The following is an 11885-nucleotide window of genomic DNA, read 5'->3' on the forward strand; positions in this document are numbered from 1 at the left end:
CGCCCTGCGCGACTGGCGCGGCGTCGTCACCTCGGCCGACCGCGACCGCTACAACCGCCGCGACGCCGCCTGGGCCCTGGCCCTGCAGCAGGCCCGCCGCCAGACCGGGTCGGGCGACCTGGGGTCGCTCGGCGATCTGATCGACCCCGACGTTCGCCGCGCGCCCGTGACCCCGCCCCCGGGCGACTATCGCTGCCGCACCGTCAAACTGGGCTCCCAGGGCGGCGAACAGGGCCTCGGTTCTGTCGTCTACGGCTGGTTCGCCTGCCGCATCGAACAGACGCCGCGCGGCCTGAAATTCTCCAAACTGACCGGCAGCCAGCGCCCCGCCGGCCTGCTGTTCCCCGAAAACGACCGCGAGATGATCCTGCTGGGCTCCCTCGCCCTGGCCGAGGAGCCCGCCGCCAACTCCTACGGCCGGCGTCCCGACCGCGACCTGATCGCGGTGCTGGAGCGGATCGGCGACCGCCGCTGGCGTCTCGTCCTGCCCTGGCCCCAGGCCGAGTCCAATCTCGACGTGATCGAACTCGTCCCCGCGTGACGGACAAGGCGGTCCCGAAGCGCCGCAAGTCGCGGGCGAAGCCGGCCGAGGCCGCGTCGGATCGGGAGGTCCCCAGGATCCGGCGCTCGCGGTCCGTCAGGACGGCGGCGCCCGGGTCCCTCGACATCCCGCCGCCGCCCCGCCGACCCCGCCCGGCCGACATCGCCGTCGTCGGGGCCGGCCCCACGGGTCTCGCCGTCGCCCTGATGCTGGCGCGGCAGGGACGGCGCGTCATGGTCCATGAGCGGTTCGCCACGCCCCGCCCCGTCGGCGCCGGCTTCATGCTCCAGCCCACCGGCCTGCACGTGCTCGACGGGCTGGGCCTGACCCCCCGGGTCGAGGCCTGCGGCCAGCGCATCGACCACATTTTCGGCCGCGAGGCCCGTCGCGGACGGGTGGTTCTGGACGTCCGCTACAGCGACCTGAAGCATCCGCGCCCGGCCATCGGCATCCACCGCGCCGCCATGTTCGCCATCCTGTACGAGGCCTGCGTCGAGGCCGGGGTCGACTTCGAAACGGACCGCGAGATCGTCGCCGCCGACGCCGGCCGTCTGGTCGACAGCGGCGGCCGCCGCAGCGCGCCCTTCAACCTGGTCGTCGACGCCTCGGGCGCGCGCTCGGCCATCGCCGCCGGCATGGGGGTCGAGCGGCGCGATCTCGCCTGGGGCGCGCTCTGGACCACCGTGCCGTGGCCCGGCGCGCCCTTCGATCCGACGGCGCTGGAACAGGTCTATCTGGGCGCCAGCCGCATGCTCGGCGTCCTGCCCTGCGGGACTCTTCCGGACGCGCCCGACGCCCCGCTGGCGACCTTCTTCTGGAGCCTGAAGACCGAGATCTGGGCCGACTGGCACGCCCTCGGACTGGCGGCCTGGAAGGAGCACTGCCTGCGCCTGTGGCCCGAGCTGGCGCCCGTGCTGGACGCCATCACCGACCGCGAACAGATGACCCTGGCCTCCTACGGCCACCAGACCCTGGCCCGGCCCGTGGGCGAGCGGCTGGCGGTGCTGGGCGACGCCGCCCATTCCACCAGCCCCCAGCTCGGCCAGGGCGTGAACATGGGCCTGCTGGACGCCCGGGCCCTGGCCGACGCCCTGATCCGCCACCGCGACCTGCCCACGGCGCTCGAGGCCTGGGCCCGCGCCCGTCGCTGGCATGTGCGGCTGTATCAGGCGCTCAGCCTCGGCTTCACCCCCTTCTACCAGGCTGACGGTCGTCTGCTTCCCTGGGTCCGCGACCATGTCCTGGGCAAGGTCGCCCGCCTGCCGGGGGCCCCGCGTCTGCTGGCGGCCACGGTCGCGGGCGTGCTGCTGGATCCCCGGTCGCCCTTGACCCCCGGGCCCGGGACGGCGAGTCTGGCGGCGCGGGGCGATCCCGCCTGATCAGGAGGGCTTCATGCGCGGTTTCGGCATCACCATCGGCGCGGTCGTCGCGGCGCTCATCGTCCTCGCCCTCGTCATGATCGGCCTGCCGACCTACAACGTCTATTCCAAGCAGATGCAGGGCAAGGCCGCCTATGAGCAGGCCGTCCAGGACCGCCGCATCCGCGTGCTCGAGGCCCAGGCCGCCCTCGACTCCGCCACCCTGACCGCCCGGGCCGAGGTCGCTCGCGCCCGCGGCACCAACGAGGCCAACCGCATCATGGCCGAAAGCCTCGGCGGCCCCGAAAACTACCTGCGCTGGGCCTATATCGACATGCTCAGGGAGACCTCGGACAAGGCCGGCCGCGAGACCATCTACATCCCCACCGAGGCCGGCATGCCCGTGCTGGAAGCGGGCCGGGTCGCCGGTCGTCAGAACGCGGAGTAACCGCGATCAGACCTTCGTCAGCCGCAGGTCATGGAAGTCGTACGAGAAGTCCGCATCCGGACTGACCGCCTTCATCGTCGCCGAGACCGGCGCCCCGTTCTCGAGCTTGAAGGTGATGAACGCGTCCTCCTCGCGCCGGTCCGTGAACCGCGTCCGCAGGGTGTCGCCGTCGTAGGCTTCCAGCGGCCCCTGCAGTGACGGCGTTCTGCTGAAACGCAGCGACAGGCCCGTCTTGCGGTTCCGCCCGCGTCCCGTGGCCCGCGCCTCGATGACGATGTCGCCGTACCAGGGATCGCGCCACGTTCCGGCATAGGCCGCCAGCGGCAGGGAGGGCGGCGCGCCCGCCGCCTGTTTCGCGTCGATCTCCGCCGCCGCCGCGATCGATTTCGCATTCCCCTCGGCCTGCAGCCGCACCCCGTCGGCGACCCAGTCGAAGTCGGCCTTGCCCATGATGATGTCGGTGATGCCGCTGCGCAGGGCCCGCGTCAGGAAGCTCTCCTCGGCGTTGGTGAAATACGAGAAGCCGGCGTCCCGTCCCGGGATCAGCACCGTCCCCGAGACATAGCCGGGGGCCCCGCCGCCGTGGGTGATCATCCGCTCGCCGCGATAGTCCTGCACCTGCCAGCCGGTCGCATAGGTCGAGGCGATGGCCCGTCCCGGCAGCTCCGCCGTCGGCCCGGCCGAGTTGGAGATGATGATGTTCGGCCGCCACATCTCATTGGCCCGCGCCTCGGAATACAGCCGCGTGCCGTCCGGCAGCCGGCCGCGCGCCAGCTGCACCGCGATCCATTTCGCCCAGTCCGCCGGCGTGGTGACGATGCCCCCCGCCGCGCCCGCCGACGACCAGTTCCACACCTCCTGGATCGACCGGCCGATGGTCTGCATCCCGCCCTGATAGCGCAGCGGCGGCCCGATGCGCCCGTGCGGCAGGGCCGACTTCGCGGGGTCCGCCGCCGTCATCAGCGGCAGGGTATCCGTCATCCCCAGCCGGTCGAGAATCCGCGTCTGGACGAAATCCTCCCACGGCATGCCGCTGGCCGCCGCCACCACCTCGCCCGCCACGACGAACATCAGATTGCAGTAGTGGTAGCTGGTGCGGAAACCGTCCTCGATCGGAACATGCGGAATGGCGGCCATGATCTCGGCCCGCGTCCGGTCGCTGTTGGGCCAGAACAGCAGGTCCCCGGCGCCGAGGCCGAAGCCGATCCGGTGGCTGACCAGATCGCGCACCGTCACCATGTCGTTCAGCTCGGGCTTCGACAGGCTGAAGCCGGGCAGATACGTCCGCACCGGCTCGTCCCACTTCACCTTGCCCTCGTCGATCAATATGGCCAGGGCCGCGCAGGTCACCGCCTTGGTGTTGGAGGCGATGGCGAACAGGGTGTGCTCGTCCACCGCCGCCCCGCCGATGGCCCGCACGCCATAGCCCCGGGTCAGCACCGCCTCCCCGCCCTTGACCAGCGCCACCGAAACCGCCGGCTGGTCGGGGAAGCCGGCCATGGTCCGTTTCACGAAGGCGTCGACCTGGTCCGCCAGCGCCGCGCTGTCGTTGGCCGCTTCCTGCGCCCAGACCCAGGAGGGCAGGGCCGCCGCTCCGCCCAGGCTGGCCGAGGCGAACAGCGCCGAGCGGCGCGTCAGGCGGATGGACATCAGGCGACTCCGGACAGGTTCGGCCCGGACGCTAGCCCGCCCGCGCGGACCCTGTCCATCGCCGCCTCAGCCCCGCGTTTGCCACGCCATCCACAGCGCCACCGCCACGAGGCCGCCGGCCATCAGGGCGCGCAGCGCGGGTCCCTGCATCCGCGTCAGCACCAGGCCTCCGGCGCGCGCCGCCCCCAGCACGATCAGGGCATGAACCGCCGCCGCCACCAGCAGATGCAGTCCGCCCAGGGTCAGCGCCTGCGCCAGCGGCGATCCGTGATCCGGGCGCATGAAGGTGGGCAGCAGGGCGACATAGAAGACCGCCGCCTTGGGATTCAGCAGATTGCCCGTCAGGCCGCGGAGGAACAGGCCGCGGATGGTCCGGTGATCGTCCCCGTCGCCGGCCGCCGGGTCGCCGTCGCCGCGCCATGCCTCCCAGGCCAGCCACAGCAGGAAGATCACTCCGGCCCAGCGGATCAGCTGATACAGCGCCGGCCACGCCAGCAGCACCTCCGTCAGGCCGAAGGCCGCGGCCAGCATCCACGCCGCCAGCCCGACCGTCACCCCCGCCACCGCCGCGAATCCGGCCAGCCGCCCGCGCGCCAGCGAAACCAGGGCCAGCCAGCCCATATTGGGGCCCGGCGTCAGCTCGATCAGGGCCACGGCGATCACGAACGGCAGGAGCACGGCCGGATCGACCGGCCAGGCGGAATGGGGCGGCAAGGGCGTCTCCTCGAACCGCCATCCTAGGCCCGCGCCCTCCGGCCCGTCACCCCCGCCCCCGACGCAAAGGCCCCGCCGTCGTCGCCGACAGCGGGGCCCGTCCCGGTCCTTGCGAAGGCTACAGGCGGCAGATGGCCGTCTGGCCGCGCCGCGGCACATAGCGGTCGGTGCGCGGGTTATAGGTGCGGTAGCGCTGCTGGCAGGCGCGGACGTGGCGGTTCCAGTCGGACGTCCGCGTGAAGTGGCGCGGCGGCGCCGGCGGCCGGGCGCCCCAGCGCGCGTCCCAGCGGCCGTGGCGGCTGTCGTCGTTGCGATCGCCGCGCGTGTCGTTGCGGTTGTTGTCGCGACGGTCGTTGTCGCGGCCATCCTGCCGTTGGGCGTCGGGGCGGTTGTTGTCGGTGCGGGGCCGTTCGGCGTTCGGCCGGGTCTGGCCCGGCAGGTCGGCGGCTGCGGCCGGCAGGGCGCTCAGCGTCAGCAGGCCGGCGGCCAGGGCGATCAGGGTCTTTCTCATCTCAGGCGTCCTTCTCATCATCGGAGGGAGGTCCGATGCAGGTGGAACGCATGATCAGGCCCCATCCGTTCCTTCCATTGGAATATTTCGCCCCTGAAACACGATTGACACCGGTCCGCCGTATTCGGACCCGCCGCCCCCTTGTGTGGCGCGATCGCCACACCCAGATTTGCGCCATCTCAAGGCGTCGCTTCGTGAAAGGGCGTTCTGGGAGCACATTCCGCCTGATCAGGGGACACGCCGTGAATCTCGACCTCTATTCCGACCGCGCCAAACAGGCCGTCCAGTCCGCCCAGTCGCTGGCCCTGGCCCGCCGCCACCAGCAGTTCGCCCCCGAACATCTGCTCAAGGTGCTGCTGGAAGAGCGCGACGGCCTCGCCCGCAACCTGATCACCGCCGCCGGGGGCGACCCCGCCAGGGCGGAGGCCGCGACCGAGACCGCCCTGAAGAAGCGCGCCCAGGTCACCGGCGGCTCGGGCCAGATCTATCTGGACGGCGACACCGCCCGCGTCTTCGCCTCGGCGGAAGAGGCCTCGAAAAAGGCCGGCGACGCCTTCGTCACCACCGAACGCCTGCTCTCCGCCATCGCCCGCGAGGGCGGCGTGGCCGCGGAAGTCCTGAAATCCGTCGGCGCGACCCCCGACAAGCTCGACGCCGCCATCGCCGGGGTCCGCAAGGGCAAGACCGCCGACAGCGCCGGGGCGGAAGACGCCTATGACGCCCTCAAACGCTACGCCCGCGACCTGACCCTGGCCGCCCGCGACGGCAAGATCGACCCGGTCATCGGCCGTGACGAGGAAATCCGCCGCACCATCCAGGTCCTGGCCCGTCGCACCAAGAACAACCCCGTCCTGATCGGCGAACCCGGCGTCGGCAAGACCGCCATCGTCGAGGGCCTGGCCCTGCGCATCGTCAACGGCGACGTGCCCGAGAGCCTGCGCGACAAGACCGTCATGGCCCTCGACATGGGCTCCCTGATCGCCGGGGCCAAATACCGCGGCGAGTTCGAGGAGCGGCTCAAGGCCGTGCTGGCCGAGGTCACCGCCGCCGAGGGCGGCATCATCCTGTTCATCGACGAGATGCACACCCTGGTCGGCGCCGGCAAGGGCGACGGCGCCATGGACGCCTCCAACCTGCTCAAGCCCGCCCTCGCCCGCGGCGAGCTGCACTGCGTCGGCGCCACCACCCTGGATGAGTACCGCAAACACGTCGAGAAGGACGCCGCCCTCGCCCGCCGCTTCCAGCCCGTCTTCATCGAGGAGCCCAGCGTCGAGGACACCGTCTCCATCCTGCGCGGCATCAAGGAGAAGTATGAGGTCCACCACGGCGTGCGCATCTCCGACAGCGCCATCGTCGCCGCCGCCACCCTCAGCCACCGCTACATCACCGACCGCTTCCTGCCCGACAAGGCCATCGACCTGATCGACGAGGCCGGCAGCCGCGTGCGCATGGCCGTCGACTCCAAGCCCGAGTCCCTCGACGAGATCGACCGCCGTCTGGTCCAGCTCAAGATCGAGCGCGAGGCCCTGAAGAAGGAGGACGACAAGGCCTCGGTCGCCCGCCTCGAAAAGCTCGAGGACGAGATCGCCGACCTCGAGGGCCAGTCCGACGACCTGACCGCCCGCTGGAAGTCGGAGAAGGCCAAGGTCGGCCAGGGCGCCCAGTTGCGCGAGACCCTCGACCGCCTGCGCGCCGAGCTGGCCGCCGCCCAGCGCGCCGGCGACCTCGGCCGCGCCTCCGAGATCGCCTATGGCCAGATCCCCCAGATCGAGAAGCAGCTGGCCGAGGCCGAGGCCGCCGAGACCGACAAACAGGGTCCCCTGACCCCCGAGGTCGTCGACGCCGAACAGATCGCCCAGGTCGTCAGCCGCTGGACCGGCGTGCCCGTCGACAAGATGCTCGAGGGCGAGCGCGAGAAGCTGCTCAAGATGGAGGACGCCCTGCGCGCCCGCGTGGTCGGCCAGGACGAGGCCCTGACCGCCGTCGCCGACGCCGTGCGCCGCGCCCGCGCCGGCCTCAACGACCCCAACCGCCCGCTGGGCAGCTTCCTCTTCCTCGGCCCCACCGGCGTCGGCAAGACCGAGCTGACCAAGGCCCTGGCCGCCTTCCTGTTCGACGACGAGGCCGCCATCACCCGCATGGACATGTCGGAGTATATGGAGAAGCACAGCGTCTCCCGCCTGATCGGCGCCCCTCCCGGCTATGTCGGCTATGACGAGGGCGGCGCCCTGACAGAAGCTGTCCGTAGGCGCCCCTATCAGGTCGTCCTGTTCGACGAGGTCGAAAAGGCCCACCCCGACGTCTTCAACGTCCTGCTGCAGGTGCTGGACGACGGCCGGCTGACCGACGGCCAGGGCCGCGTCATCGACTTCAAGAACACCCTGATCATCATGACCTCCAACCTAGGGTCGGAGGCCCTGGCCAACCAGGGCGAGGGCGACGACGTCGAGGCCGTGCGGCCCTACGTCATGGAGCAGGTCCGCGGCCATTTCCGCCCCGAGTTCCTGAACCGCATCGACGAGATCATCCTCTTCCGCCGCCTCGGCCGCGACCAGATGGCGGGGATCGTCCGCATACAGATGGCCCGCTTCGAAAAGCTGCTGGCCGACCGGAGGCTGACGATCACGCTCGACGACAGCGCCTACGCCTGGCTGGCCGACAAGGGCTACGACCCGGTCTATGGCGCGCGGCCGCTGAAGCGGGTGATCCAGAAGGACCTGGTCGATCCGATCGCGAAGAAACTGCTGGCGGGGGAGATCGAGGACGGGAGCGTGATCGCGGTGTCAGCGGGGGACGGCGGGCTGGTGATCGGGAAGGCGCGGGTGCATTAGTTTAAAATATGCCCGCACCCAAGCCGACATTGATCTTTCACTTTACGCCCGTGGGAAACCTCGAGCGTCTCGGTAGGGCTGACGCTCTTCTGTCGAAAGCCCGTCTGGCTCGAGCGGGGCTTCAACACGAAAACGCGTCCTATGCCCAAATCCAAGAGCGCAGAGCGTTGAAAGCCGTTCCGGTCCCTCCGGGTGGCGTTCTTCACGACTACGTTCCGTTCTATTTTGCGCCTCGATCACCAATGTTGCTGACGATCAACAGCGGAAATGTCCCCGGCGTCGATCTTCGCCAAGAGGATTTCGCGTACTTGGTATCGACCGCCCAAGCCATCTCTGCGCGCCAACAATTTGCATTCACTAACATGCACGCGGTTTTGGACTTGGCTGATTTTTTCGACGACCTAGCCAATCTGGACCGGGTCTCTTGGGACCTAATTTTGGAGACCCCGCACATCCAAGGCGGCTACTGCAAATTCTGGCAGAATCGGAATGACCCGCTCCGCTACGTGCGACGCATGGAAGCTCGGCAGGCGGAGTTTCTGGCCTATGATAGCGTCAACCTTGCCGACATAACCCAAATCGTCGTAATGACGGAGGCTGCGAAAACAAAAGCAGAACGGGGGCTCGCTGCGAGCGGTTGGGAGGTGCCAGTCTCGATCGTGAGAGATTGGTACTATTGACGTCATGACGATCATTTTTGCCAAAGGCGACTTACTAGAGCAACGGGTCGACGCTATCGTCAACACGGTCAACACCGTGGGCGTGATGGGCAAGGGTATTGCCCTCCAGTTCAAGAAGAAATGGCCTGTCAATTTCCGCGAATATTATGCCGCCTGCGCACGCGGTGACGTTCGTGTCGGCAAAATGTTTGTGGTCGATAATGGCGGTCTCGCTCAGCCTCAATTTATTATCAATTTTCCCACCAAGCAGCACTGGAAGGGGAAATCTAAAATTGAGTTTGTGGAATCTGGACTAGCTGATCTCGTCCGGGTCATTCATCACCACAACATCAAATCGATAGCTTTGCCACCATTGGGTTGCGGGAATGGCGGCCTGTCTTGGTCATCGGTGAAACCTCTTATCTTGGAAGCTCTCCAAGATATTCCCGGCCTAGAGGTTCGACTGTTTGAGCCAGAATCCGCGCCCGTTGTTCGAGCTTTGGCACCGGAAGCACAGCCGGTTAACATGACGCCTGGACGAGCAGCGATCATCAAATTGTTCGCCGCCTACCGTGCCATGCTTTACCCGCTGAGCATGATTGAGGCTCAGAAACTCGCCTATTTCCTTATTCGGGCTGGCGAGCCAATGAATCTCGCCTTCGTGAAACACAAGTTTGGCCCATATGCCGATGGGTTGCGTCACGCGCTCTTGAAGATGGAAGGGACGTACGTCTCGGGCGTTGGTGATGGAACCGGGCGTTCTGAGATAACTGTTATTCCCGCAGCCTTGGAGGCTGCCGACAATCACCTCTGCGAGAACGAGATATCGGAGACGGGGGAGCGGGTAGCACGGGTCAAGGAACTCATCAGTGGATTTGAAACTCCGTTCGGCATGGAGCTTCTCGCGACCACACATTGGGTTGCGATGGAATTGGGCTCGGCTTCTTCAGTTCAAGAAGTAGTCAACGGTGTCCACTCGTGGAACGAACGAAAACGCACCATTATGTCTAAAGGCGAGATCGCGAAAGCTCATCAGCGCCTATCCTCGGCCGGCTGGATTTAACGACAGCGGCTTCCTAACGGCGGCCAGTCAGCCCCCCAACAACGGCATCACCTCCACCGCGTCGCACACGAAGATCGTGCAATGCGGATGGTCCTCGAAAATCCGCGCCGCCGCCTCGTGCGAGTCCGCCCGCACCACCATGAAGACGGTCAGTTCGTTGACGACGTCCGCGATCCCGTCGTCCGCCACCCGTTTGGTCGGGCCCAGCGGCCCGCCCTGATAGACGATGACGTCCCGATGCGCCGCGTCCCAGGCCTTCACCGCGGCCACGCCGATCTCGGCCTTCGTGCGCTGTTCGGCCTCGCTCATCGCATACCAGGCCCGCCATTTCGGGCTGGTCTTGTTCGAGGTGAAGACCGCGAGATAGTGGCCGTCGGTGCTCATCGGTGCGCCCTTTCCGCTGCAAACCCGGCGAAAGGATAGGCGCCGGCGGGCCCGCCTGTCTCCTCCCTGTCGCGAAGCGATGGGGAGGGGGACCGCGGAGCGGTGGAGGGGCGCCGGCCGCGCACGCGGACAGAACCCCTCCGTCACGGCGCGAAGCCGCGCCGCGCCACCTCCCCGTTCGCTACGCGAACAGGGAGGAGACGGGTTGTTCGCCTTGCTGGCCCGCCGCCATGAAAAAGGCCCCGGCGTTTCCACCGGGGCCTCCTTCATTCAGCGAAGTCGCCGCGTCCTAGCGACGGCTGCGGCCGCGGTCGCGGTCACCGCCGCCGCCTTCACGCTTGGGACGGCCGCCGGTGTCGTCCGACAGGGCCGGCTCGCCGCGTTCGGCGCGTTCGGCGTTGATCTTGTCGGTGATGTCCTCGCCGGTCACCTGATCGACGACCTTCATCGACAGCTTGGTCTTGCCGCGATCGTCCATGCCCAGGAATTTGACCTTGACCTCCTGGCCTTCGGTCAGGACGTCGGCCGGGTTGGCGACGCGTTCCAGGGCGATCTGGGACACGTGGACCAGGCCGTCCTTGGCGCCGAAGAAGTTCACGAAGGCGCCGAAGTCGACGACCTTCACGACCTTGCCGGTGTAGATCATGCCGGGCTCGGGCTCGGACACGATGGAGGTGATCCAGGCCTTGGCGGCGTCGATCTTCTCCTGATCCGAGGCGGCGATCTTCACCGTGCCGTCGTCCTCGATGTTGATCTTGGCGCCGGTCTTTTCGACGATCTCGCGGATGATCTTGCCGCCGGTGCCGATGATGTCGCGGATCTTGTCGGTCGGAACCTTGATCGACTCGATCTTGGGCGCGTACTCGCCCAGCTCGGTGCGGGCGCCGTCGATGGCCTTGTCCATCTCGTCGAGGATGTGCAGGCGGCCGGCCGAAGCCTGGGCGATCGCCTTGCGCATGATCTCTTCGGTGATGCCCGCGACCTTGATGTCCATCTGCAGGGACGTGATGCCCTCGCGCGTGCCGGCCACCTTGAAGTCCATGTCGCCGAGGTGATCTTCGTCACCCAGGATGTCGGACAGGATGGCGAACTCGCCCGACGGCTCGAGGATCAGGCCCATGGCGATGCCCGAGACCGGGCGCACCAGCGGCACGCCCGCGTCCATCAGCGCCAGCGAGGCGCCGCAGACCGAAGCCATCGAGGACGAGCCGTTGGACTCGGTGATCTCGGAGACGATGCGGATCGTATAGGGGAAGTCTTCCGACGACGGCAGCATCGGACGGATCGCCCGCCAGGCCAGCTTGCCGTGACCGATTTCCCGACGGCCCGCGCCGCCCATCCGCCCGGTCTCGCCGACCGAATAGGGAGGGAAGTTGTAGTGCAGCAGGAACTTCTCTTTGTAAGTGCCGGCCAGCGAGTCGACGTACTGCTCGTCCTCGCCGGTGCCCAGGGTGGCGACGACGATGGCCTGGGTCTCGCCGCGGGTGAACAGGGCCGAGCCGTGGGTGCGCGGGAAGACGCCGACTTCCGAGACGATGTCGCGGACCTTGTCGAGGGCGCGGCCGTCGACGCGGTGGCCGTTGTCGATGATGTCGCGACGCAGGACGTGGGCTTCGCATTCCTTGAAGGCGACGCCGAACCGGGCGGAATCGACGCCGTCCGGGTTCTCGTCGGTCTTCACCAGCTTGGCGGCGGCGGCCTTCTTGGCCACGTCGACGCCGTTGCG

General features: G+C 68.1%; 11 protein-coding genes. 6 read left to right on the plus strand and 5 right to left on the minus strand.

The features are described 5' to 3' along the window. The 3 genes from WC555_RS14445 to WC555_RS14455 all read left to right on the plus strand — a co-directional run. On the plus strand, nt 1–541 hold a 541-nt coding region (locus tag WC555_RS14445; RefSeq protein ID WP_373254674.1), incomplete at its 5' end, for a DUF4893 domain-containing protein. Then, nucleotides 538–1920, plus strand: a complete 1383-nt coding sequence (locus WC555_RS14450) for an FAD-dependent oxidoreductase (protein WP_373254676.1) — start codon at nt 538–540, stop codon at nt 1918–1920. The genes WC555_RS14445 and WC555_RS14450, both read left to right, overlap by 4 nt. Nucleotides 1921–1933: 13 nt before the next feature. Next, nucleotides 1934–2347: a hypothetical protein gene (locus tag WC555_RS14455; protein ID WP_373254678.1), complete on the plus strand. Its 414-nt coding sequence runs from the start codon at nt 1934–1936 to the stop codon at nt 2345–2347. 6 nt (nt 2348–2353) lie between these two features. Here WC555_RS14455 and WC555_RS14460 read toward each other — a convergent pair whose 3' ends face one another. The 3 genes from WC555_RS14460 to WC555_RS14470 all read right to left on the minus strand — a co-directional run bounded on the left by WC555_RS14460 (nt 2354) and on the right by WC555_RS14470 (nt 5222). Continuing rightward, nucleotides 2354–3997 carry a serine hydrolase gene (locus WC555_RS14460; protein ID WP_373254679.1) on the minus strand — a complete coding sequence of 548 codons (1644 nt, stop codon included), beginning with the start codon at nt 3995–3997 and terminating at the stop codon, nt 2354–2356. A gap of 66 nt (nt 3998–4063) precedes the next feature. Further along, complete coding sequence (locus WC555_RS14465) at nt 4064–4711, minus strand: LysE family translocator (RefSeq protein WP_373254681.1); 648 nt, start codon at nt 4709–4711, stop codon at nt 4064–4066. 118 nt (nt 4712–4829) lie between these two features. Next, nucleotides 4830–5222: a BA14K family protein gene (locus WC555_RS14470; protein WP_373254684.1), complete on the minus strand. Its 393-nt coding sequence runs from the start codon at nt 5220–5222 to the stop codon at nt 4830–4832. A gap of 242 nt (nt 5223–5464) precedes the next feature. Between WC555_RS14470 and clpB the strand changes: the two genes are divergently transcribed. Genes clpB through WC555_RS14485 form a run of 3 tightly spaced genes read left to right on the plus strand, consistent with a single transcriptional unit; the run spans nt 5465 to nt 9775 of the window. After that, on the plus strand, nt 5465–8053 hold the full coding sequence (gene clpB / locus WC555_RS14475; RefSeq protein ID WP_373254685.1) for an ATP-dependent chaperone ClpB: 2589 nt from the start codon (nt 5465–5467) through the stop codon (nt 8051–8053). Between the two features lie 8 nt (nt 8054–8061). Then, complete coding sequence (locus WC555_RS14480; protein ID WP_373254687.1) at nt 8062–8733, plus strand: DUF4433 domain-containing protein; 672 nt, start codon at nt 8062–8064, stop codon at nt 8731–8733. A 4-nt stretch (nt 8734–8737) separates the two neighbouring features. Beyond that, nucleotides 8738–9775, plus strand: a complete 1038-nt coding sequence (locus WC555_RS14485) for a macro domain-containing protein (protein ID WP_373254689.1) — start codon at nt 8738–8740, stop codon at nt 9773–9775. Between the two features lie 27 nt (nt 9776–9802). Here the strand turns inward: WC555_RS14485 and WC555_RS14490 are convergent, their stop codons facing one another. Both WC555_RS14490 and pnp read right to left on the minus strand, forming a co-directional pair. Continuing rightward, nucleotides 9803–10159 (minus strand): hypothetical protein, encoded by a 357-nt coding sequence (locus tag WC555_RS14490; protein ID WP_373254690.1) that lies wholly within the window; start codon nt 10157–10159, stop codon nt 9803–9805. A 289-nt stretch (nt 10160–10448) separates the two neighbouring features. Further along, on the minus strand, nt 10449–11885 hold a 1437-nt coding region (gene pnp, locus WC555_RS14495; protein WP_373254692.1), incomplete at its 5' end, for a polyribonucleotide nucleotidyltransferase.

The sequence above is a fragment of the Brevundimonas sp. genome, from assembly GCF_041648615.1.
Taxonomy (GTDB): domain Bacteria; phylum Pseudomonadota; class Alphaproteobacteria; order Caulobacterales; family Caulobacteraceae; genus Brevundimonas.

Excerpts from the sequence above, each read along its gene's own strand:
- WC555_RS14460 (WP_373254679.1), bottom strand. The coding sequence starts at position 3,997 with ATGTCCATCCGCCTGACGCGCCGCTCGGCGCTGTTCGCCTCGGCCAGC.
- WC555_RS14455 (WP_373254678.1), top strand. The coding sequence starts at position 1,934 with ATGCGCGGTTTCGGCATCACCATCGGCGCGGTCGTCGCGGCGCTCATC.
- WC555_RS14485 (WP_373254689.1), top strand. The coding sequence starts at position 8,738 with ATGACGATCATTTTTGCCAAAGGCGACTTACTAGAGCAACGGGTCGAC.
- WC555_RS14480 (WP_373254687.1), top strand. The coding sequence starts at position 8,062 with ATGCCCGCACCCAAGCCGACATTGATCTTTCACTTTACGCCCGTGGGA.
- WC555_RS14470 (WP_373254684.1), bottom strand. The coding sequence starts at position 5,222 with ATGAGAAAGACCCTGATCGCCCTGGCCGCCGGCCTGCTGACGCTGAGC.
- WC555_RS14490 (WP_373254690.1), bottom strand. The coding sequence starts at position 10,159 with ATGAGCACCGACGGCCACTATCTCGCGGTCTTCACCTCGAACAAGACC.